The organism is Sphaerotilus hippei, from assembly GCF_003201595.1.
Classification (GTDB): Bacteria; Pseudomonadota; Gammaproteobacteria; order Burkholderiales; family Burkholderiaceae_C; genus Sphaerotilus; species Sphaerotilus hippei.
Genome location: NZ_QJJS01000005.1, coordinates 252,148 through 276,687, shown reverse-complemented (window position 1 = coordinate 276,687; position 24,540 = coordinate 252,148). Strand labels below are relative to the sequence as shown.

The 24,540-nt window shown below is 67.6% G+C and carries 22 protein-coding genes; 18 read left to right on the top strand and 4 right to left on the bottom strand.

The genetic code is table 11. The features are described 5' to 3' along the window. From C7444_RS07940 to C7444_RS07905, 8 genes are all read left to right on the top strand, one after another. Positions 1-144 (top strand): FlhC family transcriptional regulator (locus C7444_RS07940; protein ID WP_245909458.1); only part of this gene is annotated, 144 nt, incomplete at its 5' end. 263 nt (positions 145-407) lie between these two features. Then, positions 408-1,616: an HD-GYP domain-containing protein gene (locus C7444_RS20215; protein WP_170130670.1), complete on the top strand. Its 1,209-nt coding sequence runs from the start codon at positions 408-410 to the stop codon at positions 1,614-1,616. A gap of 84 nt (positions 1,617-1,700) precedes the next feature. Further along, a complete protein-coding gene (locus C7444_RS07930; RefSeq protein WP_245909452.1) occupies positions 1,701-2,618 on the top strand; it encodes a class I SAM-dependent methyltransferase in 918 nt (305 codons plus the stop codon). Positions 2,619-2,631: 13 nt separating this feature from the next. Continuing rightward, positions 2,632-3,489: a flagellar motor stator protein MotA gene (gene motA, locus C7444_RS07925; RefSeq protein ID WP_110400297.1), complete on the top strand. Its 858-nt coding sequence runs from the start codon at positions 2,632-2,634 to the stop codon at positions 3,487-3,489. 27 nt (positions 3,490-3,516) lie between these two features. Further along, positions 3,517-4,467: a flagellar motor protein MotB gene (gene motB / locus C7444_RS07920; RefSeq protein WP_110400296.1), complete on the top strand. Its 951-nt coding sequence runs from the start codon at positions 3,517-3,519 to the stop codon at positions 4,465-4,467. A 39-nt stretch (positions 4,468-4,506) separates the two neighbouring features. Further along, on the top strand, positions 4,507-4,905 hold the full coding sequence (cheY, locus tag C7444_RS07915) for a chemotaxis response regulator CheY (RefSeq protein ID WP_110400295.1): 399 nt from the start codon (positions 4,507-4,509) through the stop codon (positions 4,903-4,905). Between the two features lie 11 nt (positions 4,906-4,916). Then, entirely contained in the window at positions 4,917-5,549 is a 633-nt protein-coding gene (locus C7444_RS07910; protein ID WP_110400294.1) for a protein phosphatase CheZ, read from the top strand. A 75-nt stretch (positions 5,550-5,624) separates the two neighbouring features. After that, the gene (locus tag C7444_RS07905) at positions 5,625-5,891 is read left to right on the top strand and encodes an acyl-CoA-binding protein (RefSeq protein ID WP_110400293.1); all 267 of its coding nucleotides are present in this window, start codon (positions 5,625-5,627) and stop codon (positions 5,889-5,891) included. A 7-nt stretch (positions 5,892-5,898) separates the two neighbouring features. Here C7444_RS07905 and C7444_RS07900 read toward each other — a convergent pair whose 3' ends face one another. Together C7444_RS07900 and C7444_RS07895 are read right to left on the bottom strand one after the other, a co-directional pair. Next, positions 5,899-7,038, bottom strand: coding sequence for an aminopeptidase (locus tag C7444_RS07900; RefSeq protein WP_245909451.1), 1,140 nt, complete (start codon positions 7,036-7,038; stop codon positions 5,899-5,901). Further along, entirely contained in the window at positions 7,035-9,098 is a 2,064-nt protein-coding gene (locus C7444_RS07895; RefSeq protein WP_110400292.1) for a molybdopterin-containing oxidoreductase family protein, read from the bottom strand. Before C7444_RS07895 ends, C7444_RS07900 begins: the two co-directional genes overlap by 4 nt. A gap of 90 nt (positions 9,099-9,188) precedes the next feature. Here C7444_RS07895 and C7444_RS07890 point away from each other — a divergent pair, with 90 nt between their 5' ends. The 10 genes from C7444_RS07890 (at position 9,189) to C7444_RS07845 (ending at position 21,671) form a co-directional block, all read left to right on the top strand. Continuing rightward, positions 9,189-10,400, top strand: coding sequence for a M20 aminoacylase family protein (locus tag C7444_RS07890; protein WP_110400291.1), 1,212 nt, complete (start codon positions 9,189-9,191; stop codon positions 10,398-10,400). Between the two features lie 600 nt (positions 10,401-11,000). After that, positions 11,001-11,600, top strand: coding sequence for a sugar transferase (locus C7444_RS07885; RefSeq protein ID WP_245909450.1), 600 nt, complete (start codon positions 11,001-11,003; stop codon positions 11,598-11,600). 10 nt (positions 11,601-11,610) lie between these two features. Continuing rightward, positions 11,611-12,807, top strand: coding sequence for a glycosyltransferase (locus C7444_RS07880; protein ID WP_110400289.1), 1,197 nt, complete (start codon positions 11,611-11,613; stop codon positions 12,805-12,807). Between the two features lie 58 nt (positions 12,808-12,865). Beyond that, a complete protein-coding gene (locus C7444_RS07875) occupies positions 12,866-14,302 on the top strand; it encodes a GNVR domain-containing protein (protein ID WP_110400288.1) in 1,437 nt (478 codons plus the stop codon). Between the two features lie 15 nt (positions 14,303-14,317). Next, positions 14,318-15,235, top strand: coding sequence for a polysaccharide biosynthesis tyrosine autokinase (locus tag C7444_RS07870; protein ID WP_110400287.1), 918 nt, complete (start codon positions 14,318-14,320; stop codon positions 15,233-15,235). A 458-nt stretch (positions 15,236-15,693) separates the two neighbouring features. Next, complete coding sequence (locus C7444_RS07865; protein WP_170130669.1) at positions 15,694-16,599, top strand: glycosyltransferase family 2 protein; 906 nt, start codon at positions 15,694-15,696, stop codon at positions 16,597-16,599. A 71-nt stretch (positions 16,600-16,670) separates the two neighbouring features. After that, on the top strand, positions 16,671-17,894 hold the full coding sequence (locus tag C7444_RS07860) for a lipopolysaccharide biosynthesis protein (protein WP_211317502.1): 1,224 nt from the start codon (positions 16,671-16,673) through the stop codon (positions 17,892-17,894). A gap of 65 nt (positions 17,895-17,959) precedes the next feature. After that, complete coding sequence (locus C7444_RS07855; RefSeq protein ID WP_110400284.1) at positions 17,960-19,351, top strand: O-antigen ligase family protein; 1,392 nt, start codon at positions 17,960-17,962, stop codon at positions 19,349-19,351. Next, a complete protein-coding gene (locus C7444_RS07850; RefSeq protein WP_110400283.1) occupies positions 19,348-20,472 on the top strand; it encodes a glycosyltransferase family 4 protein in 1,125 nt (374 codons plus the stop codon). The genes C7444_RS07855 and C7444_RS07850 overlap by 4 nt, the downstream gene beginning before the upstream one ends. Before the next feature lie 2 nt (positions 20,473-20,474). Further along, positions 20,475-21,671 carry a glycosyltransferase family 4 protein gene (locus C7444_RS07845; protein WP_245909449.1) on the top strand — a complete coding sequence of 399 codons (1,197 nt, stop codon included), beginning with the start codon at positions 20,475-20,477 and terminating at the stop codon, positions 21,669-21,671. Between the two features lie 67 nt (positions 21,672-21,738). Here C7444_RS07845 and pgi read toward each other — a convergent pair whose 3' ends face one another. Further along, positions 21,739-23,376: a glucose-6-phosphate isomerase gene (gene pgi, locus C7444_RS07840; protein WP_110400281.1), complete on the bottom strand. Its 1,638-nt coding sequence runs from the start codon at positions 23,374-23,376 to the stop codon at positions 21,739-21,741. Positions 23,377-23,413: 37 nt separating this feature from the next. Next, entirely contained in the window at positions 23,414-24,367 is a 954-nt protein-coding gene (gene tal, locus C7444_RS07835; RefSeq protein WP_110400280.1) for a transaldolase, read from the bottom strand. Positions 24,368-24,540 lie beyond the last annotated feature (173 nt).

The following is a 24,540-nucleotide window of genomic DNA, read 5'->3' as shown; positions in this document are numbered from 1 at the left end:
CTCACCCTCACCCCCTGCTCCAAGTGCGGTGGCCACTTCGTCACCCACCCCCACGAGATCTCCAAGCACTTCGTCTGCGGCCTGTGCAACCCCCCGGCTCGCGCCGGCAAGGGCAAGGCCAGCGGCGCCCTCCAGCTGCACTGAGCCCGCAGCCCGCCGTTCTCGCGCATTTTTTGCACTGTTGCGACTTTTTGGGCGGTACCGGAAAGGCCCCCATCAAGCCGGTCTCTTTTTTCGTCGATAACCACAACAGGTGCAGGGCACGCTCGATGAGCCACCCTCACCCAGTTGACTGTCGTGGTTGATTGCCTGTCTCCTCCTGCACCTCAGAGGTGCCTTGCAAGGGCCCGTGTCATCGCATGGGCCCTTTTTTTTTGCAATGTCCTCAAGATCCATTGCGCCGCCACATGGAACTGATCGCCCTCTCACCGGAACGCCTGAGGCAGGGTGAACCCCTGCCCTTCTGCCTGCGTGACCTCAACGGACTGCTGCTGCTGCCCGCGGGCGGCAGCATCACGACCGGGCAGATGATGCAGACCATGAGGAACAAGGCCCTGTTCGTGTCCAGGGACGAGGAAGGCGCGTTGCGCCGCTGGCTCGACGGCACGGTCGAAGGTCTGGTGCGCAGCGACGCGCCGCTGCAGCACATCACCCACGTCCGCCTGAACACGCGCCACGCCGCCGCCCCGGGGCCGGACCACCACAGCCAGGGACTGGCCGAACGCTTCACCAGCCAGATGCAGGAGATGCATCAGGTGCTGCAGGCGCCACGGCCTGACGGCGAGTGGCTGGAGCGCCTGCACAAGGCCTGCACCGGGGTGCTCGACATCGGTCGACGCCAGCCCGATGCGCTGCTGTTCCTGCTGATCCAGCATGTGCTGCAGGACACCACGCGCCACAGCGCCCACCAGGCCGTGCTGTGCGCGTCGAGCGCGGAACTGATGGCCCGCCTGATGCACTGGAGCGACGAGGACATCGACACGCTGGCCCACGCCGCCCTGACGATGAACCTGTCGATCACGGCGCTGCAGGACGCCCAGGCGCGCCAGCCCTCGCCGCTGTCGCCCGAACAGCGCCAGGCGCTGGATGAGCACGCACGCCAGAGTTCGGTCCTGCTGGCCGCGGCCGGCGTGAAGGATGCTCGCTGGCTCAAGGCCGTGCGCCTGCATCACGACCCCGCGCTGGCCGAGGGACCGCTCGCCTCGCTGGACATCGGCCGCCGCATGGCCCGCATCATCGAGACCGCCGATCGTTACGTCACCATGATCGGCCTGCGGCGCGACCGACCGGCGCTGTCGCCGCTGCTGGCCGCCCGGCAGGTCTGCGTGGGACCGGACGGCCAGCCCGACGAGGTGGGCGCTGCGCTGATCCGGGCGCTGGGCATGTACCCGCCCGGCATGCATGTCCGGCTGGCCAACCAGGAGGTCGGTGTGGTGCTCGGGCGCGGAGAGCGCAGCAACGAGCCCCAGGTCGCCGTCCTGGTCGGTGCCGGCGGCATGCCGCTGAGCGACCCGGTGCTGCGCAGGGCGACGGGGCCGCGCGCGGTGATCGCGGTGGTGCCCGCCCCCGAGATGCGCGTGCGCCTCCAGCGCCAGCGCCTGCTCGACCTGCTCTGATCCCTGGCCACGCCCGGGACTGCGCCGGGAATACCCCGCCTCATCGGCGATCGGGGCGACACGACTCGCGCTTCAATCGATCTCGTGCCTTCCCTGCCCTCCCGACCGGCCATGCATGGCCGACCCCGAACCCCGGACCGCCCCGCGCCGCAGGTCGACCACGCCTGTGCGGCCACCACCCCGGGGGCGGGCGGTCAGCGGCTGCGCTGGCCGCTGCCGGCGCTGCTCGTCTGGGCGCTGGCCTGGACCAGCACGGTGCTGCTGGTCCGCCAGGGTCTGGCCCCGGGAGCGGCCCTGCTGGCCGGCGCGCTGCTGGCCGGCGCTCTCGCGCTGAAGGCCGGCTCACGCTGGCGACGCCTGATCACCGCGACCGGTTTTCCCGTGTCGGCACTGCTGTCGGGCTGGGGTGGCACGCTGCCGGCCTGGCTGTGGCTGGTCCCGCTGGGACTGCTGGCCCTGGCCTATCCGCTGCGGGCCTGGTCGGACGCGCCGATGTTCCCGACCGGCCGGGGGGCGCTGGACGCGCTGCCGTCCGTGGTGCCCCTGCCCGCGGGCGCCAGCGTGCTCGACGCGGGCTGCGGCCTGGGCCACGGCCTGCAGGCCCTGCACCGCTGCTGGCCGCAAGCGGTGCTGCACGGCATCGAATGGAGCCGGCCGCTGGCACGGCTGGCCCGCTGGCGCTGCCGCGGGGCCCGCATCACCGCCGGTGACATGTGGTCGGCCTCCTGGTCGGCCCACGACCTCGTCTACCTGTTCCAGCGCCCGGAATCGATGTCACGCGCCTGGGCCAAGGCCCGCGGCGAGATGCGCCCGGGCAGCTGGCTGATCAGCCTGGAGTTCGCGGTGCCGGACCAGGCCCCGTCGGCCGTGCTGGATGTCCCGGGACAGCGGCGCATCTGGGTCTACCGCGTCGACGGTGCACTCAAGTCGCGCCCCCGGCGCTCCGATATGCAAAACACGGTGTCGGATGCGCAGCGCGTGATGCCGACGGATCGAAACTGAGGAACACACGTCCATGTTTGTCATCATCGGCTGGCTGGTCGCCATCGCCTGCATCTTCGGCGTGTACATCATCCACGGCGGCAACATGTCCGTGGTGCTGAAGGCCCTGCCCTGGGAGATGACCACCATCTTCGGTGGCGCCCTGGGGGCGATGGTGGCCAACAACCAGCCCAAGGTGCTCAAGGCCACGATGAAAGGCCTGGGGGCCTGCTTCAAGGGCAGCAAGTACTCCAAGGCCCGCGCGATGGAGCTGCTGGGCATGCTCTACGAGATCCTGCAGAAGACGCGCAAGGAGGGCCTGATGTCGATCGAGAAGGACATCGAGGACCCGCACAGCTCAGCGCTGTTCCAGAAGTTCCCGGTGGTGGGCAACGACCACCACGTCACGGAATTCGTCTGCGACTACCTGCGCATGATGGTCTCGGGCAACCTCAACGCCCACGAGATCGAGTCGCTGATGGACACCGAACTCGAGACCCACCACCACGAGGCCCACGGCGCGGCGGCGGCCATCGCCCGGCTGGCGGGCGCGCTGCCCGCCTTCGGCATCGTCGCCGCGGTGCTGGGCGTGGTCAACACGATGGGCTCGGTGGGCCAGGCGCCCGCGATCCTGGGCGGCATGATCGCCTCGGCCCTGGTCGGCACCTTCCTGGGCATCCTGCTGGCCTACGGTTTTGCCGAACCGCTGGCCGGCCTGCTGGAGCAGAAGATCGACGAGGACGGCAAGGAGCTGCAGTGCATCAAGACCACGCTGCTGGCCTCGATGCAGGGCTACGCGCCGCAGATCGCGATCGAGTTCGGCCGCAAGGTGCTCTATTCGACCGAGCGCCCGACCTTCGCCGAGCTCGAAGCCCACGTCAAGAAGAAGTGAGCCCGCCGGTGAACACGGGAGACCCTCATGGCCGGTGACGCCAAGAAGCTGCAGCCGATCATCATCAAGCGCGTCAAGAAGGGGGGCCATGGCGCCCATGGCGGCGCGTGGAAGATCGCCTACGCCGACTTCGTGACCGCGATGATGGCCTTCTTCCTGCTGATGTGGCTGCTGGGCTCGACCAGCGAGGGCGACAAGAAGGGCATCCAGGACTTCTTCCAGAACCCGCTGAAGGTGGCGCTGACCAACAACGGCGCCTCGGGCTCGGGCGATGCCTCCTCGCTCATCAAGGGCGGCGGCACCGACATCACCCGCCAGGGCGGCCAGGTCAAGAAGGGCGACATCGAGGCCCAGCGCAAGACCTACAACCTGAAGGCCCTGAAGGCCGAACAGGCCAAGGCCGAGCAGGAGCGGCTGGAGATGCTGCGAGAGAAGGTCAGCGAGGTGCTGGACAACTCGCCGCGGCTGAGCGCGTTCAAGTCGCAGATCCGGCTGGACATGACCCGCGAGGGCCTGCGCATCCAGATCGTCGACGAGCAGAGCCGGCCGATGTTCGACAGCGGCGCCTCGGCGGTCAAGCCCTACATGCGCGACATCCTGAGGGCCATCGGCAGCGTGCTGACCGAGGTCCCCAACAAGCTGACGCTCGAGGGCCACACCGACGCCATGCCGTTCAGTGCGGGCGAGCTGGGCTACAGCAACTGGGAACTCTCCAGCGACCGGGCCAATGCCTCGCGGCGCGAACTGCTGGCCGGGGGGCTGGCCGACAGCCGGGTGCTGCGCATCCAGGGGCTGGCCGCCAGCGTGCCGTTCGACCGCAAGGACCCCGGCAACCCGATCAACCGGCGCATCAGCATCACGGTGATGACCCGGGACGCGGAGGACCGCTTCTTCTCGTCCGGCGATGCGCCGGAAGATCCGATGGCCGCACTCGAAAGCGAAGCCGCCGGCTCAAGTCCGCCCCAGGGCGGTCGATAAACATCCAACACACTTCCTGTTGTCCTTCAAGGGATTCTCATGACTGTCTCCACCGACCTCAAATTCCTGGTTGTCGATGACTTCTCGACGATGCGGCGCATCGTGCGCGGCCTGCTCAAGGAGATGGGCTGCAACAACGTCGAAGAAGCCGAGGACGGCGCCGTCGCGTTGAACATGATGCGCAACGGTCGCTTCGACTTCGTGGTCAGCGACATCAACATGCCCAACATGACCGGCTTCGACCTGCTCGACGCGATCAAGAAGGACGAGACCCTCAAGCACATCCCCGTGCTGATGGTGACGGCCGAGGCGCGCAAGGAAGACATCGTGCGCGCGGCCCAGAGCGGTGCGGCCGGCTACATCGTGAAGCCCTTCACCAAGGCCACGCTGGAAGAAAAAGTCACCAAGATCATGCAGAAGATCGCGGCCACCGCCTGAGGAGACACGCCATGAGGATCGAGGACATCACCGCCCTGACACCCAAGGAAGGTGTCATCACCTCCCCGGAAGTGTTTCAACAGATCGGCACGATCACGCGCCTGCTGCACGACACGATGCAGCAGCTGGGCGTGATGCCCAAGCTGCAGATCGCCAGCGAAGGCCTGCCCGACGCCCGCAGCCGCCTGACCTACATCGCCAACAAGACGAGCGACGCCGCCAACAAGGTGCTGAACTCGGTGGACCACGCCAAGCTGGAACACCAGCGCATCGCCCAGGACACCCGGGCGCTGGCCCAGGCGCTGGTGGCCAATCCGGTCAAGGCGGTCGCCAGCGGCGCGCTGCTGAACTTCGTGCACGACGTCGAGGCCTCGACCGCACGCATCGACCAGCACCTGACCGACATCATGCTGGCCCAGGACTTCCACGACCTGACCGGCCAGGTGGTCTCCAAGGTCGTGGCGCTGGCCAACGACCTGGAGGACAGCCTCGTCAAGCTGCTGGTGCAGGTGGTGCCACCCGATCAGCGCGAGAAGGTCGACCTGACGGTGCTGCAGGGCCCGGTGGTCTCCCACGAGGGCCGCACCGACGTGGTCCAGAACCAGAGCGAAGTCGACGACCTGCTCGCCAGCCTCGGTTTCTGAGCCGGCGCGACACCGGGGTGACAGCGTCCGGTGGACCGCGCCCCGGATAATGACCCGTCACTTCCATCGCGCCCCATGACCCAGCCCCAAGACGATCTCAGGACCCGTTTCGACGCCGCCGTCGCCGCCTCCAAGCAACTGCCGGAACGCCCGGACAACCAGACGCTGCTGCGCCTCTATGCGCTGTACAAGCAGGGCAGCAGCGGCGACGTGCAGGGTGATCGACCCGGTTTTGCCGATTTCATCGCCCGGGCCAAGTGGGACGCCTGGAAAGGCGTCGAAGGCCTGGCACCCGCGACCGCCCAGCAGCAGTACATCGACCTGTACGACTCCCTGCGCTGAGCGCCGGTCACGGTCGCTCGCAGCGGCTCGCCGACAACGCGTCGGCGCGCTCGCCCGGCGCCAGCGCGGCCAGCCGGGCCACCTCGGCGTGAAAGCGTCCGAAGTGCTCGCCGCAGTGCACGAACAGCCGCTCGAAGTCCCCTTGCTGCTGGACATAGGAGGCCATCGCCCCCAGCCGCGCATTGCCGAGTTCGGCGAAGAAGCGGTCGTATCCGGCATGGCCGGCCCAGCGCTGCGCCTTCATCTGGCGGTGCTCCGAGCGCATCGCCTCGAACAGCTGCTGCTTGGCCACCCGCTTGGCCTCGGGCGTCGCCTCGCTGGCGTAAAGCGCCTCCAGCTCGGCCCGGTAGCGACCCACGAGCGCCTCGAAATCGACCCGGCGCGCATCCCGCTGTCGCACCGCCTCGGCCTGCTCCCCCTGCCCGGTCGACGCCAGCCAGGCCTGCGCGCCCAGGGCGCCGACGGCGTTGGCATAGGATTCGTTGAACATGGTGTCGTCGGCGACATAGACCACCTGATGCGCCAGCTCGTGGAACATCAGCCGCGCCAGTTCGGCGTCGTCGAGGCCGATGAAGGTGTCGAGCAGCGGATCGGCCAGCCATCGCCCGGGCAGCCGGCCGAGCGTCGAATAGGCCGGCACCCCGTAGACATGCACCTCCCAGCCCTGGCGGACCAGGCGCTGCGCCAGCGCGCGGGCCTGTGCCTCGTCGAAATAACCCCGGTAGCCGACGCAGCCAGCCACCGGAAAACACCAGGTGTGCAGGCGCAGCGACAGTTCGGGCGCCGCCACCACGTTCCACACCACCGCACGGCGCCCCAGGGTGGCATGGCGCCGGTAGGCCGGATTGTCGGGCAGGCCCAGCGCGTTCACCGCGTAGCGGCGCAGCCCGCGGGCGACCTGCAGGCGCTCGCGCAGCGCCGCCGGGGTGGCCGGGGCGGCGATCAGCTCGTCGACGTCCTGCGTTCGGGCGAGCAGGTCCAGGTGTCCGCGCACCGACTGCCAGAGGTAGGCGACCCGTTCGAGCCAGGACTCCTCGACCGGTGCCGGTCCGGCCGGCCCGGTCGCCCCGCCCGGCAGCGTGGCCAGCGCCATCGCGCCGGCCACCAGCGCCCGTCGGGCAAGCCGGAACACCGACCGGGCACTCACGCGGGCTCGACCTCCACCAGCGTGTCGTAGAAGCAGGGCGCGCGGCCCAGGTCGGTGAGCTGCTGGTGGGTCAGCTCGTTGACGTTGGTGCCACGCACCCCCAGCTTGCGCCACCAGATGCCCAGGCCGTGCACCACGCCGGCACGGGCGCGCCGGTTCAGGCGCAGCACGCAGTGGTATTCGCCGCGGTCGTTCCAGACCCGCACCAGCATGCCGTCGACCAGGCCGCGGGCCCGTGCGTCGTCGTCGTGCATCTCCAGCACCGGCTCGCCCTCGATGTCACGCAGCGAGCGCACGTTGACGAAGGTCGAGTTCAGGAAATGCCGCGCCGGCGGCGAGATCATCGCCAGCGGGTAGCGCCGGGCCAGCTCGGGCGCCGAGTCGGCACTTTCATGCGGCGCGAGGAAGGTCGCGACGCCGTGGCCCTCGGGCGTGAAATGCGCGCGCCCGTCGGCGGTCGGGAATCCCCCGTCGGCAAACGGCCGCTCGGGCAGGTCCAGCGTCAGCCAGCCACGCTCGAGCAGGTCCTCGTAGCGCACCGGTCCGGTCAGCGACTGGCGCGCCAGCGCCTCGTCGTCGTCGGCCATGCAGGGTTCGTCGAAGCCCATGCGGGCCGCCAGGCGACGGAAGATCTCGGTGTTGGGCAGGGCCTCGCCCACCGGCGCGATCGACGGCCGGTTGAGCAGCACGTCGGTGTGGCCGTAGCTGGTGTGCACGTCCAGATGCTCGAGCTGGGTGGTGGCCGGCAGCACGTAGTCGGCGTGATCGGCGGTGTCGGTCAGGAAATGCTCCAGCACGACGGTGAAGAGGTCCTCGCGCCGGAAACCGGCCACTACCCGCGACGACTGGGGCGCGACCGCCACCGGGTTGCTGTTGTAGACGATCAGCGCCTCGATGCGCGGGCCGAACTCGGCCGACGCCGGCCGCAGCAGATCGTCGCCGATGGTGCTCATGTTGATCAGCCGGGGCTGGCGACCGGCGAGCAGGTCCGGGCGCTGCAGCGCGGCGTCGTCGCGCACCGGCTTGAACCAGCCCGAACTCGACAGCAGCAGGCCGCCGCCGCGCTCGCGCCAGGCGCCCGTCAGGCAGGGCAAGGCCGCGATCAGGCGCACGGCATTGCCTCCGCCCCGCACGCGCTGCATGCCGTAGTTCAGGCGGATCGACGCCGGCCGGATCCGGGCCCAGTCCCGGGCCAGCGCACGGATGCGCTCGGCCTCGAGCCCGCAGACCCGGGCCGCACGCTCGGGCGGCCAGTCCAGCGCCTGCTCGCGCAGGGCCGGCCAGCCGCTGGTGTGGCGATCGAGGTAGTCCTGATCGAGCCCGTCGTGCACGATCAGCTCGTGCATCAGCGCCAGCGCCAGCGCGGCATCGGTGCCCGGACGCAGCGCGAGGTGCTCGTCACACTTGTCGGCCGTGTCGGTGCGGCGCGGATCGATGCACACCAGCCGGGCGCCGGCACGGCGAGCCGCCTGGGCGTGGGTCCAGAAATGCAGGTTGGACGCGATCGAGTTGCTGCCCCAGATCAGGATCAGGCGGCTGTCGGCGAACTGCGCCACCGGCATGCCCACCTTGCCACCGTAGGTCAGCGCCAGCGCCTCCCCGCCGGCGGACGCGCAGATGGTGCGATCGAGCAGGGACGCCCCCAGCCGGTGGAAGAACCGGGCGGCCATCGACTCCCCCTGCAGCAGCCCCATCGTGCCGGCATAGCTGTAGGGCACGATGGCCTGGGGGTCGCGGGCCGCGATCGCGCCCAGGCGCGAGGCGATGTCGTCCAGCGCCTCGTCCCAGCTGACCGGCTCGAAGCGGCCTTCCCCCTTCGCGCCGACCCGGCGCAAAGGTTGCAACAGCCGCTCCGGGTGGTAGGTGCGCTCGGCGTAGCGCGACACCTTGGTGCACAGCGCGCCCCGGGTGTTCGCATGATCGGGATGCCCCTGGATGCGCACCACCCGACCGGACTGGACGCTGACCTGCATCGCGCAGGTGTCCGGGCAATCGTGGGGACAGGCGCCGGTGACCTGGGTGATCGGCGGCAGGACGGATTCGGGAGCGGACGAAGACATGGATGAAATGATGGCACGAGGCGGCACCCGCCCCAAGCCCGACGGAAAATCGGCCCCGGACATGTTTCTTGCCGGCACGGAGATCACGCCATGACCCTGATCGAACCCATCGTCACCGCCGCACCGGGCATCGCCTCGCTGCGCCGCGACCTGCACGCCCACCCCGAACTGGCCTACGAGGAGGTCCGGACCGCCGAGCTCGTGGCCAGCACGCTCGCCGGCTGGGGCATCCCCGTGCACCGCGGCATCGGCAGGACGGGGGTGGTCGGCGTGCTGCGCCAGGGCCGCTCGGACCGAGCGATCGGCCTGCGTGCCGACATGGACGCCCTGCCGATGACCGAGCACAACCGTTTTGCCCACGCCAGCCGCCACCCCGGCCGGATGCACGCCTGCGGCCACGACGGCCACACCGCGATGCTGCTGGCCGCCGCCCAGCACCTGGCGCGCCACCGCCATTTCGACGGCACCGTCTACCTGGTCTTCCAGCCGGCCGAAGAGGGCGGCGGCGGCGCCCGCGCCATGATGGAGGACGGCCTGTTCGAGCGTTTTCCGATGGACGAGATCTACGGCATGCACAACTGGCCCGGCATCCCGGCGGGCCAGTTCGGCCTGTGCGACGGCCCGTGCATGGCCTCGAGCAACGAGTTCCGCATCCGCATCACCGGCAAGGGCGCCCACGCCGCCCTGCCCCACCTGGGCATCGATCCGGTGCCCGTGGCCTGCCAGATGGTGCAGGCTTTCCAGACCATCATCACGCGCAACCGCAAGCCGCTCGACGCGGCCGTGATCTCGGTGACGATGATCCACGCGGGCGAGGTCACCAACGTCATCCCGGACCACTGCGAGGTCCAGGGCACGGTACGGACCTTCTCGACCGCCGTGCTCGACCTGATCGAGCAGCGCATGCGCGACATCGCGCACCACACGGGTGCGGCCTTCGGCGCCGAGATCGAGTTCGAGTTCGTGCGCAACTACCCGCCGACCGTCAACCACCCGCGCGAGACCGAGCTGGTGCGCGAGGTGATGCACGACCTGGTCGGCCACGAGGCCACGCTGCGCTTCGAGCCGACGATGGGCGCGGAAGACTTCAGCTTCTTCCTGCAGGCCAGGCCGGGGGCCTACTTCTTCATCGGCAACGGCGACGGCGACCACCGGCAGGACGACAGCCCGGCCGGACATGACCTGGGCCCCTGCACGCTGCACAACCCCCATTACGACTTCAACGACGACCTGATTCCGCTCGGAGGATCTTTCTGGGTTCGCCTGGTCGAGCGTTGCCTGGCCCCCACATCCCCTTGCTGAGGGGTGAACCTGGCTCACGACCCCCGCAAACAGGTGTCACTTCCGATCCTGAAGAGTTTTTTCCACTTCAGGATCTCGAGAACGAGGATCCACGATCGGGCGTCGTCCTTCTCCCTCTGGACGCCCTTGCATCCGGGGGGTGAGCCATGACGGCAGGCCACGAGCCACCGGTGGGAATGCCCCAGCCGCAGGCCTTCCGGCACCGTGCGCATCCGTATTCAGCGGCAGATGCTCGTGCGAAAATTCTCACGGATTCGCGTATTCCCTGGCCACTTCCAGTCAAATTAACGCTTCACCACGCTGGTCAGCCGCGGGCACGTGCCGCAGAAAAATCCGGGCTGTACAGTTGATGCTTCAAATCAATAGAAAAATCAGTGCTTGTTTGCACGATCGCGATGAGGGGTACGCGTGCATGCATCGCCCACCCGGATCCAAGGGGGGCGGGCGATCGAAGCAGGCGGAGGGCGGCTAACCTAGCTTCTCGTGTGGTGTGTCGGTCTCAGCGGACCAGGAGAGGGTTGAATGAATGCAAACACAAGCTTGCACGCGGGACGTGTCCGCGTTGCCCGCCTGTACGACAGGTCGATGGCTCGCGAGCGGATGCACACCCTGATCAACCTGCTGCTGGCCGTCGCCCTGCTGCCGGTGCTGCTGCCGGTGATGGCCCTGGTGGCGCTGTTCGTGTACATCGACGACGGCGCACCGATCTTCTACTGCCACTACCGGGTCGGCCGGCGTGGCCAGCTGTTCCGCTGCTTCAAGTTCCGGTCGATGCGCACGGACTCCCAGCAGGCCCTGGCCCAGCTGCTCGCCAGCGATCCGGTCGCGCGGGCCGAGTGGGAGCGTGACCACAAGCTGGTCAACGATCCGCGCATCACGCGCATCGGCCAGTTCCTGCGCAAGTCCAGCCTCGACGAACTGCCGCAGCTGTTCAACGTGTTGCGCGGCGAGATGGCCTTCGTCGGGCCCCGTCCGATCACGGTGGAAGAGCTGGAGCGTTATGGCGCCTCGCGCTGGCACTACCTGGTGGCGCGACCGGGCATCACCGGCCTGTGGCAGGTCAGCGGCCGCAACGAGCTGAGCTACGACGAACGGGTCGCGCTGGATCGCCAGTACGTCGAGCAGCGCTCGCTCGCCCACGATGCCGGCATCCTGCTGCGCACCGTTCTCGTCGTCCTGAACCGCCACGGCGCTCGATGAGGTCCCGATCATGAATGTCCGACGCCGCACCTCGCTCCAGACGGTCACCGATCAGGTCGCCGGCCTGCATTCACCCGCCCTGCCCTCCGGGCAGGTGCTCAACCTGCGGCAACGCAGCGAGTCACCCGTGGTGGTGGTGCATGCGGTGGGCGAGGTGACCGATGCGCTCTACAGCTTCCTGCGGGCCGCCTCCGACCTCGGCTCGGCCGGCCCGCAGGCCCAGACCATCGTCATGATGGACCGTGCGCCCGGAGACACCACGGAGCGGGTCTTCCATCCCGCCGTGAAGGTGGTGCGCATCAGCCGCCAGGGCGGCCCGGTCCTGTCCTGGCTGCGCTGGATGGCCGCCGTGCGCCGTGAACTGCACCAGCAGGAAGCCAGCGCCGTGCACCTGCATGGCTACACCCCCACGCTGCTCGCCGCGGCCGCGCTGCGCTCGAGCACCGAAGGTCTGCGCTGGTACTACTCGCCACACGGCTCCAGGCTGCTGAAGGGGGCGACGCCCGTGCAGCGCTGGGCCCGCACCCTGCTGGCACCGCTGCTCAGAAGCGTTCGCTTCCATCCGGTCGCGCACTCCTCGCTCGATGCCCAGCGTGTGGGCCGGCTGACCACCCAGCCCATCGGGCTGGTGGAAAACTGGGTCGATCCCGCCTATTTCCAGGCCGAGACGACGGAGAGCGAACACCCGCTGGTCGTCGCCGGAGTGCACCATGATCGCCGCGGCTGCGTCGAACGCTTCACCCAGCTGGCCATCCTGATGGCCGGCCTGCGGTCCGGGCTGCGCTTCCGCTGGGTGGACGCCGTCGACACGGACTCCACGGTGCGCCTGCGGGCCGCCGGTGTCGCCCAGGCCGGCGCCAGCGATGCGCTCGCCCGGGCCCAGGCCATGTCGGATGCCTGGATCTTCATCGCACCGACCGATGCACACGGCTCCGCCCTGCACGTCCAGGAAGCCATGGCCATGGGCAAGACCTGCGTGGTCATCGACACCCCGCAACACCGCACGCTGATCAAGGATGGCGAGACCGGTCTGCTGTGCGCCACCGAAGACGATCTGTTCATCAGCGTGGGCCTGCTGATCGATGCACCGCTGCTGCGTCAGCGCATCGGTGCGGCCGCACGCCAAGCCGCGCAGCAGAGATTCTCCAGCGCCGCCTTCAAGGCGTCGCTGCAGAAGGTCTATCAGGACGAGTCCGATCTTGGCTGACCCGCTGCAACCCCATCACCTGGGCGCTCGATCGCCCGCGCCCCGGAGTAAATAACACATGTCTATCGCTCGTCTGTTCCTCATCCTGCGAGCGCGGTGGAAGGCCGTGCTCTCGTCCGTCCTGGTGATGCTCGCCGTGGCACTGGCCATCACGCTGTCGACCACGCCCGCCTACACCTCGACCGCCTCGGTGGTGGTCGACCTCAAGGGCTCCGACACCCAGAACACCCTGGCGCAAGGCGTGACCGCCACCAGCTACATGAAGACGCAGGGTGATGTCATCACCAGCGAGCGCGTGATCCTGCGGGCCATCGCGGCGCTGCAGCTCGACAAGGATCCGATGATGATCGAGCGCTGGCGCTCGAAGACCGGCGGCGTCGGGTCGATCGAGACCTGGCTGTCGGACAACATCATCGAGAACCTGGTCGCCCGTCCGCTGCGCGACTCCAACGTGATGTCGATCACCTACAGCAGCCCGGATCCGAAGCAGTCCGCCGCCGTCGCCAACGCGGTGGTCAAGGCCTACGTGGACACGATCCTGGAGCTGCGGATCGAACCGGCCCGCCAGTACAACACCTTCTTCGACGGCCGCGCCAAGGAACTGCGCGAGGACTACGAACGTGCCCAGGCCCGCCTGTCCGAGTACGAGCGCCAGCAGGGCCTGCTGAGCTCCGACAACCGCATCGACATCGAGGAGGCACGCCTGTCCCAGCTGAGCTCCCAGGTGGTCGACCTGCAGGTCTCGGCGGCCAACACGTCCAGCCGCAGCTCCGGCTCGGTCGGCAGCGAGGACCGCACCCAGGAAGTCCTGTCCAACTCGGTGATCTCGGGCATCAAGACCGAACTCACGCTCAAGCAGTCGCAGTACCGCCAGCTGCAGGCGCGGCTCGGCGAGCAGCACCCGCAGATCGTGGAACTGCGCGCCAGCATCGACGAGTTGCGCACGCGCATCGCCGAGGAATCGCGCAAGGTCAACGGCTCGCTCGGCGTGAGCAGCAACGTCGACCAGGCCCGCCTGGGCATCGTGCGTCGCGAACTCGAGGCGCAGCGCGCCAAGGTCATGCGACTGAAGTCGCAGCGCAACGAGGCCGCCGTGCTCGAGCGAGACGTGCAGAACGCGCAGAAGGCCTATGACGCCATCCTCGCCCGACTGCAGCAGACCAGCCTGGACAGCCTGAACACCCAGAGCAACGTGTCGGTGCTGCAGGCGGCCAAACCTCCGCTGCGCAAGTCCAGCCCGGTCACCAGCCTGAACCTGGCGCTGGGCTGCGTGGTGGGGCTGATCGCCGGCATCGCGATCGCGCTGGTCCGCGAGGCCCTCGACACCCGCGTGCGCAGCGAAGAAGACATCGCCATGACCGTGGACCTGCCCGTGCTGGTGGACCTCAGCCGGGGCTCCTCGGCACGCCCGCGCCTGCTCGCCGGCGTGATGAAGCCCAATGGCGGCCGCACCACCAATACCTTGCTCAGCGCCCCGGCGCGCACGCGAAGCTGAAGGCTCCAGACACACATGAACTACCGCACCGACGCCCCAGAAACCCAGCGCATGGAAGTCTCCGACAACAGCTCGCTGCCCTCGACGGTGGGATCCACCGATCGTTCGATCGGCCGCATCATGCAGGCGGCCAAGGACCTGACGGAAGCGCAGATCGCCCAGATCCTGGAACACCAGCGCAAGTACGGCATGCGTTTCGGCGAAGCCGCGGTGTCGCTGCACCTGGCCACGGCCGAGGAGGTCACCTGGGCGCTGTCCAAGCAGTTCCAGTACCCCTATTCACCCGGCCGGTTCAACAACAACCCCGAGCTGGTGGTCGCCGCCGATCCGTTCGGCGACATGGCCGAGAATTTCCGTGACCTGCGCAGCTCGCTGTCGATGGGCATCCTCAGCCCGACCTCTCCGCGGCAGGCGCTGGCCGTCGTCAGCACGGAAACCAAGGACGGGCGCAGCTTCGTCGCGGCCAACCTGGCCGTGTCCTTCAGCCAGCTGGGTTGCCGCACCCTGCTGGTCGACGCCGACATGCGCCGCCCGCGTGTCCACGACATCTTCGGCGTGGCCAACAACACCGGCCTGAGCAGCCTGCTGTCCAACCAGAGCCACGTCGACGTCATCAAGTCGGTCGAGGACCTGCCCGGCCTGTTCGTGCTGCCCGTGGGCGCCATCCCCCCCAACCCGCTCGAACTGGTGGAGCGCCCGGCGTTCAGCCACCTGCTGCTCACGCTGCTGCCGCAGTTCGATCAGGTCATCATCGACACGCCCGCCAGCGAGATGGGCGCCGATGCACGGGTCATCGCCTCGCGTTGCGGCGCCACGCTGGCGATCAGCCGCAAGGGCAAGACCTCGCAGCAGAAGCTCCAGCAGCTCATCCGGTCGCTGAGCAAGACCTCGACCCAGATGGCCGGCGTGGTCATGAACGACCACGATTTCTGAGCGATCCTGCCCGTGGAGCCGATGCCCTCCGATCCCGGCATGACGCCGGATCGGATCCTCGCCCACCCTCGGAACCCCTGGATCTCGCTGGCGGCCGGGCGCACCAGCCCGGACGCCTCTTTCCGGTGACTTCCCACGGCGCTGCGGCCTGCATCCATCCGCGGGGGTGTCGCAGGAAGGACATCGAGTAGACTTGCCTTGGCTGAATAATGGAAAACTATCAATTGCATTTTTGAATTGATTTTCCATTCCCTGATTCATCCCGATGGGCGGCAATCTCCCTGGGTCGATCGGCGGAGGCCGACCGGACCGTTCAGGCAGCCACCCGTCCCCCTGGTCCACGGGAATCAGCGGGTTTGGCTGCAAACTCTGCAAGGAAAATGCGCCCTCACAGCCCGGCGGGGTCGCATCAGCATCCAGGGCCAGCCGGCACCCATTGCGCACCTCAAATCAACAGCATGACCAATCGACCCGTCCATCCTCTGCGCATCGTTGTGGCCATTGCGACGGCCGGTCGGCCGTTCATGGTGGGCGAAACCCTGGCGGAACTGACGCGCCAGTCCCGCCGCCCGGACGAGATCCTGGTCTGTCCGGCAACGGACAAGGATTTCCAGCCGGGAACCCTGCGACTGGACGGCATCCCGATCCGCTGGACCATCGGTCCGCGTGGCCTGACCAAGCAGCGCAACCAGATCCTCGACATGGTGGGGGATTGTGACCTGATCATCTTCCTGGATGACGACATCTTCCTGAGCCCGGATTATCTCGAGCAGATGGAGCAGCTTTTTGTCGCCCAGCCCGATGTGGTGGTCGCCACGGGTGACCTGCTGGCCGACGGCATACTCGGCCCCGGAATCCCACCCGAAGAAGCGCGCTCGATCATCGCCGCGGCCGGGCCCCGCGCACAGAGTCAGGGCATCTCGCCCTACTACGCGGGATATGGCTGCAACATGGCCTTCCGCTGGGCCGCCATCCGCCAGACCGGCTCACGCTTCGATGAGCGCCTGCCGCTGTACGGCTGGCAGGAGGACGTGGACTTCTCCCGCCAGGTCTCGAAGGCGGGACGGGTCGTCAAGTCCAAGGCCCTCAGGGGCGTGCACCTCGCGACCAAATCCGGACGCCAGTCGGGCGTGCGTTTCGGTTACTCCCAGGTCGCCAACCCGCTCTACCTCTGGCGCAAGGGCACGGTGACGGCTCATTTTGCGTTCCGCCTGATGGCACGCAACATGCTGGCCAATTTCGGCAAGCTGCTGACCCCCGAACCCCATGTCGACCGGCTCGGCCGGGTGCGGGGCAACCTGATGGCGCTGCGTGACCTGATGCTCGGGAAACTGACCCCCGAGCGTGTGCTCGAACTGTCCTGATCGCCTCTATGTCAGGAAAACCTTCCCAGCCCCAGATCATCGCCACGTCAGCCGCCCCCCAGGCCCCGGCCGTGGGATCGAACCTGACCCGGGCGCTCTATCTGTACGGAGGCATGGCCGTCCGGATCCTGAGCACGCTGGCCCTGATTCCCCTGCTGGGCCGGAATCTGGGCCCGGAAGGCTACGGCATCTATTCGGTCGCGCACATGATCGCGATGATGGTCTGGCAGATCGTGGAGTTCGGCACGCCACTGATCGCCAGCCGACTCTACGCATCGGCGTCCGGCCAGAACGACCGTGACACCGCGCTGAGCATCGCCACGTTTTCCAGGCTGACGATGATTCCCCTGTCGCTGGCTGCAGCGACGGCCGCGATCTTCTACTCCGAACCCCTGCGCAACGAATGGGCCGTGATCGGCCTGGCGGTGCTGCTGGGCATCCAGTGTGGAATGAACTTCGGGTGGATGCTGACGGCCCAGGGAGAATCCAGGCTGCAGGCGACCTTCGAGACCGTGCCCGCAGTGCTCACGCTGCTGATGTGCGCCCTCTGGGTGCGCAGCACCGAGGATGTGGTGACCGCCTTCATCATCATGAACGTGGCCGCGGCCGGCGTGAATCTCTTCGCCTGGCGCCACGCCCGCAAGCACGCCAAGCACATCCAGTTGCCTGAAGGCGTGCTGGCCGATGCACTGCGCAAGGGCCTCTATGTCTTCGCCTACCGTGCGGCCCTGACCGCGATGGGTTATGGCAGCGCCTATCTGCTGACCCGCCACGCGTCAGCGGACACGGTGGGGCACTACGCACTGGCCGACCGCATCCTGACCGCAGCGACCGGCCTGCTGCAACCGCTCACGGTGGTGCTGTTCCCGGGCAGCATGCGCATGTTTGCCGAAGACCCCTACAAGGCCTCGCGGGTCTATGGAAAGATCGTCCTGAAGATCTTCGGCATCGCCTCGGCCTGCACGGTGGCCGGCATGCTGATCCTGCCGTACCTGATTCCGCTGCTGATGGGTGCGGCATATGAATCCAGCACCGAACTGCTGATGATCCTGCTGCCCGCGCTGCCGCTGATGGCCTTGTCGCAACTGCTGGTGCAGTGTTATCTCTATCCGCTGCACCTGGACAAGCAGATCGCGCTGATCTACGTGCTGTCCGGCGCGCTGCTGTGGATCGGCGCGCAGTGGTCGATTCCCGCGTTCGGCGTGCATGGCATGGCATGGCTGCGGGTCTCCATCGAACTGCTGCTGGCATCGGCACTCGCACTTTCAGCATTTGTCGCCATGAAGCGCAGCTGAATTCCGGGTTGCCGCATGACCTCATCCGATCCTGACCGCAAACCCATGCCACCGAGTTTCACGCCATGATACCGACCTACTTTGCCGCCCTGGTGCTGCTCTCGGCCTGGTGGGCGCGCGGAACACGGCAACTGTCGATGCTGCTGTTCTGGACCCTGTTCGGCGGTTCGGCGGCATTCATCCTGCCGGTGCTCGGGGGCGCCTCCCTGTCACCCGCGGTGTCCTTTCTTCCGCTGCTGCTGCTGACGGCGCTGCGCAAGGGCGGGACCTCGCGGCTGACACGGGAGATGAGCGATGGCCAGCCCGGTTTCTGGCTGCTGATGCTGATCCTCTGGGGGGTCGTCGGCGCGATCTTCATTCCGCGCATGCTCGCGGGTGACATCGACGTGCTGACCATCGACCGACTGACCTCCAGCGCGGACGACCTGCTGCTGCCGACCCCCTTGCGGCCGGTCTCGAGCAACATCTCGCAGGCGGCCTACGCATTGGGCTCGCTGCTGACCTTCGCCTGCGTGAGGTCGCTGCTCCAGGAAAAGGATGGCTACGAACAGTTCGGCGCCGGCATCATGCTGACGGCCTGGGCCAATGTGGTGGCCGGGCTCATCAACATGGTCGAGCTGTATGGCGGCCTGCCCTCGATGCTCGAGTACGTGCGCAATGGCAGTTATGCCATGCTGAACTCGGACCCGATGGGCGGCCTGCAGCGGCTCTACGGCACCTTCCCGGAGTCGTCGGCCTTCGCCGGATTCTGCCTGGGCATCTTTGCCGCCACCCTCACGCTGTGGCGGCACGGCTGGCATGCCCGCCAGACCGGCTGGCTGGCGCTGATCACCCTGCTGCTGCTGCTGCTGTCGACCTCCACGACCGGTTATGTCGGACTGATGGGTTACCTCTGCGTCGTGCTGATGCTCGACGGCATGACCATGCTCTCCGGCCGCAGCCCGTCACGCTGGGGAACGATGTCGGCCGTCGCGGCCATGATCATCATGGTCATCAGCCTGCTTATGCTGGTGAGTCCGGCGGTGTTCGAGCCCGTGATCTCGTTCTTCAACCTGACCCTGTTCGACAAGATGGAAAGCCAGTCCGGCGTGGAGCGTGGTTCGTGGAACCAGCAGGCCTGGAGCAATTTCCTCGAATCCTACGGACTGGGCGTCGGCCTGGGCAGCACCCGGGCCTCCAGTTATCCGCTGGTGCTGCTGTCGAACCTGGGCGTGATCGGCACGCTGCTGTTCGTGATCTTCACCCTCTCGTTCCTCGGCCGCTCGCGGCCGAAGGATCGCAGCGACAGCGAGATCTGGCCCATCGCCGTGGCGTCTCGCCATGCGGCCGCATCGATCCTCATCGGCAGCGCGATCGCCGGCACGGTCTTCGACCTGGGCATCGGGTTCTATGCCTTTGCGGCGGCCGCCTGCGGAATGAGCGTCCAGCACCACAAGAAGGCCCGCCTCACCTCATGAGCCAGAAGACCATCTACATCAACGGGCGCTCGTATGGACAGCGTGTCACCGGCGTCCAGCGCTATGGCATCGAGACCATCGCCTGCCTGGACCAGCTGATCCAGCAGGGTGAAGGCAGCTTCGCGCGCTGGGTGCTGCTGCTGCCCCCGGGCGTGCCGGCGCCCGAGCTGAAAGGCATCCGGGTCGAACACTGCGGCCGCTTCAAGGGCCACCTGTGGGAACAGCTGGACCTGCCGTGGCGTGCCCGCGGCGGCCTGATCTTCAGCCCGGGCTTCACCGGGCCGCTGTGGGTGAAGAACCAGATCGTCACCGTGCACGACGGTGCCGTCGTGCGTTTTCCGCAGACCTACTCCAGGACCTTTTCCTGGTGGTACCGCTCCCTGGTGTCGCGCATCGTGCAGCGGGCACCGGCGACCATGGCGGTGTCCGAGTTCAGCGCCGGGGAAGCGGTCGAGTGTTTCGGTGCCCCCGCCTCGAAGGTCCACGTGGCCACGGAAGGCTGGCAGCATCTCGAGCGTCGATCGGCCGATGAGCGCATCCTCGACCGGCATCAGCTCAGGCACCGGCCCTTCGTGCTGGCCGTCAGCAGCCACACGCCGAACAAGAACTTCGCCGCCGTGGTGCGCGCCATCGAGCTGATGGGCGACGACGGTCCGCTGGTGGCCATCGCCGGCGCCGCCGACATCTCGATCTTCTCGAGCACGGCGGCCGGTTCGGCCGGGCGCACGATCCAGCTGGGTTATGTCACCGACGAAGAACTCAAGGCCCTCTACAGCCAGGCCACCTGTTTTGTGATGGCTTCGTTCTACGAAGGTTTTGGCATCCCGCCGCTGGAGGCGATGGCCTGCGGCTGTCCGGTGATCTCTTCCACCGCTGCCGCCCTGCAGGAAACCTGCGGTGCCGCGGCACTCTACTTCGACCCCCACGATCCCGCGGAACTGGCACGCCACATCGCCCGCGTGGTCGCCGATCCCGAATTGCGTCAGCAACTGAAGGCCGAAGGCCTGAAACGAACGCAGCATTATTCCTGGGAGCGCAACGCCAGATTGCATCTCGAATTGCTGGAAGCCACCCTGGCGTCCAACCCGCGCATGCAGACTGCAGCCCCCGAAGGAGCTTGAACTTGAATACGAAACAATTGCGCGTGGCGCTGGTGCATGAATGGTTCGTCACCTACGCCGGTTCCGAACGGGTGGTGGAGCAGATCCTGAAGATCTTCCCGCAGGCCGACCTGTTTTCAGTGGTCGATTTCATGTCGGACGAGGACCGCAAGTTCCTGGGTGGACGCAAGGCCAGGACCAGTTTCATCCAGCACCTGCCCAAGGCCCGGACGTCGTTTCGCAACTACCTGCCCCTGATGCCGCTGGCGGTCGAACAGTTCGACCTCTCGGGTTACGACCTGATCATCTCGTCCAGCCATGCCGTGGCCAAAGGGGTCATCACCGGACCGGGTCAGGTGCACGTGAGTTATGTGCACAGCCCCATGCGCTACGCGTGGGACCTGCAGCATCAATACCTGAACGAATCCAAGCTGACCCGAGGCCTGAAGGCCTGGATCGCTCGTGCCAGCCTGCATTACCTGCGCCTGTGGGACCACCGCACGGCCCACGGGGTCGACAGTTTCATGGCCAATTCCGCCTACATCGCCCGGCGCATCGAGAAGGTCTACGGTCGCCGCTCCGCGGTGGTGTATCCGCCGGTGGATGTCGAACGCTTCGCCCTGCGCCAGGACAAGAGTGACTTCTACGTCACCGCGTCACGAATGGTGCCCTACAAGCGCATGCCGCTGATCGCCGAAGCGTTTGCCAGGATGCCCGATCGCAAGCTGGTCATCCTGGGTGACGGGCCTGACATGGGCCGCATCCGTGAAATCGCGGATCAGACCAGCAATGTGCAGGTGCTGGGCCACCGGCCGTCGGCCGTGCTGGTGGAGATGATGTCCACCGCCCGCGCCTTCGTTTTCGCTGCAGAGGAAGACTTCGGCATCACGCCGGTGGAATCACAGGCTTGCGGCACCCCGGTGATCGCGTTCGGTCGTGGTGGCGCCTGCGAGACGGTCAACACCGGCCGCGGCCCGGACCGCACGGGGCTGCTGTTCGCCGAGCAGAGCGTCGAGTCCATCTGCGAGGCCGTCGAACGCTTCGAGCAGTCCGAGCCCATCGATCCGATGGCCTGCCGCCGCAATGCGGAGCGCTTCTCGGAAGCCGCGTTCAAGGAGCACTTCCTGGGCGCCGTCGCCGATGCGCTGGCGGACACGCATTACGCCACCACCTTCAACGACCCGAAACAATGGATCCTCAGGACGGAAACGCCGCAGTGACGGTGACCATCCCGGTGCGCGCCGGGGCCTGAGGGAGCGGGCCCGTTGGCCCTTCCCTCAGGGCGCGTCAGCCGCGCAGGCGGGTGAGCAGCGCGGCCGTCGAGCCGTCCAGACCGGTGGTGTCACCGGTGGCGAAACGCGGCAGCAGCTGGTTGCACAGCGCCTTGCCCAGCTCGACGCCCCACTGGTCGAAGCTGTTGATGCCCCAGATGGCACCGCTGACGAAGATGCGGTGCTCGTACATCGCGATCAGCGCACCGAGGCTGGCGGGCGTGAGCCGGTCCATGACCAGCGTGCTGCTGGGACGGTTGCCCGGGAAGGTGCGATGGCGGGCCACGGTGAGTGCCCCCAGGGCCTTCGACGCGGTGGGCGCCTGCTCGAGCAGTGCCGACTCGGTGCTCTTGCCCTGCATCAGCGCCTGGCTCTGGGCCAGGCAGTTGGCCAGCAGCTTGGTGTGCTGATCGGCCAGACCGGCCTGCAGCGCCGGCGACAAGCGCGTGTCGTGGGAGGTGTGGCGCACGGCGATGAACTCGACCGGGATCACGTCACTGCCCTGGTGCAGCATCTGGAAATAGGCGTGCTGGCCGTTGGTGCCGGGCTCGCCCCAGACCACCGGGCTGGTCGCGTACGGCAGCGGCTGGCCGTCGAGGTCGACCTGCTTGCCGTTGGACTCCATCTCCAGCTGCTGCAGATAGGCCGGCAGGCGCCGCAGCCCCTGGTGGTACGGCGCGACCGAACGGCTGGTGTAGCCATGGAAGTTGCGGTACCAGACGTCCAGCAACCCGAGCAGCGCCGGCAGGTTCCGCTCCAGCGGCGTCTCGGCGAAGTGCCGGTCCATCGCGTGCGCACCGGCCAGCATCGACCGGAACGCATCCGCACCGATGGCCAGCGCCACCGGCAGGCCGATCGCGCTCCACAGCGAGAAACGCCCGCCCACCCAGTCCCAGAAACCGAAGGTGGTGTGGATGCCGAAGGCCGAGGCGGCCTGCACATTGGTCGTCGTGGCCACGAAGTGGCGCCCGATCTCGGCCTCGCCCTGCGGCCCCATGCCCTCCAGGAACCAGGTCCGGGCCAGGTTCGCGTTGGCCATCGTCTCCTGGGTCGTGAAGGTCTTCGAGGCGACGATGAACAGCGTCTCGCGCGGGTCGAGCCCGCGCAGCACCGGCACGATGTCGTGGCCGTCGACGTTGGAGACGAAGTGGAACTGCAGCCCCTCGTGCAGATGGGCGTCGAGGGCGGGCACCAGCATCTGCGGCCCCAGGTCGGAGCCGCCGATGCCGATGTTCACCACATGGCGGATGCCGCTGCGGGCCGTGTCCCGGACCTGCTCGACCCACTGCAGCAGGCGGTCGAGCACCTCGTGCACCTCGTCGCTGAACGGGGCCGCCCCCCTGGGTGCACGCAGCGCGGTGTGCAGCACCGCCCGCCCTTCGGTCGGATTGACCACCTCGCCACGCAGCATCGCATCCCGGCGCGCTTCCAGACCACATTCACGCGCCAGCCGGACCAGCAGGTCACGGGTGGCGAGGTCCCAGCGGTTCTTCGACAGGTCCGCGACGATCTCCGGGGCCGCCACGCTCAGCTCGGCCGCACGCTGGGGCTGCTGCTGGAAGGCGGTGCGCAGGTCGAAGTCACGGCCCTGCGTGTCGTAGTGGTGCTTCAGCTCGCTCCAGGCGGGCGTCTGGTCACAGCGCGGGATGTTCATGGGGTCTCCGGATCAGGGTGCTGCCGTCGGCGGCAGTTCAGGCTTGCAGCGAGAGGATCATCTGGTCGAGCTTGCCGGCGTCGACCGCGAAGGCACGGATGCCTTCGGCCAGCTTCTCGGTGGCCATCGCGTCCTCGTTGAGGGCGAAGCGGAAGGCGGCCTCGTCGAAGCTGACGGCCGCCAGCTCGCTGGCACGGGCCGACCCGGCGTCCAGTGCCTGCACGACCGGTGCCTCGCTCGCCTGCAGCTGGGCCAGCAGATCGGGGCTGATGGTCAGCAGGTCGCAGCCGGCCAGGGCCAGGATCTGGCCGACGTTGCGGAAGCTCGCGCCCATCACCTCGGTGGCGATGCCATGCTTCTTGTAGTAGCGGTAGATGTTGCGCACCGAGACGACACCCGGGTCGTTCTCGCCGGCCTGGGCCGCCTCGTTCCAGCTGGCGCCGGCCGATTTCTTGTACCAGTCGTAGATGCGACCGACGAACGGGGAGATCAGCTGCACCCCGGCTTCGCCGCAGGCCACGGCCTGGCAGAACGCGAACAGCAGCGTCAGGTTGCAGTGGATGCCGTCGCGCTCGAGTTCACGGGCGGCCTGGATGCCTTCCCAGGTGGCGGCGATCTTGATCAGCACGCGGTCGCGACCGATGCCGCGGGCCTCGTACAGCGCGATCAGGCGCCGCGCGCGGGCCAGGGTCGCTTCCTTGTCGAAGCTCAGGCGGGCGTCGACTTCGGTGGACACGCGGCCCGGCACCACCTTCAGGATCTCCAGGCCGAAACGCACCAGCACCTCGTCGACGATCTGGTCGAGCGCAGCGCCGGCGTGGGCGGCCACCGTCTCGGACAGCAGCGGCGCGTAGTCGGGCTGCTGCACGGCCTTCAGGATCAGCGACGGGTTGGTCGTGGCATCCCGGGGCGTGAACTGGGCGAGTTGCTTGAAGTTGCCGGTGTCGGCGACGACGGTGGTGCACTGCTTGAGTTGGTCGAGCTGATTCATGGCGCTACAGGACAGGTCCGAGATGACAACACCCGACATTAGAACCCGTCGGGCGCTGGTCAGGCGTTCAAACGGGTTACGTGTTCGCGGGGATCGGCGGACATGATCCACACCCTCCAGCCGCCCGGAGAATCCTGCGTTGACCGTCCGAAGAAACTCATGCATCATCTGTC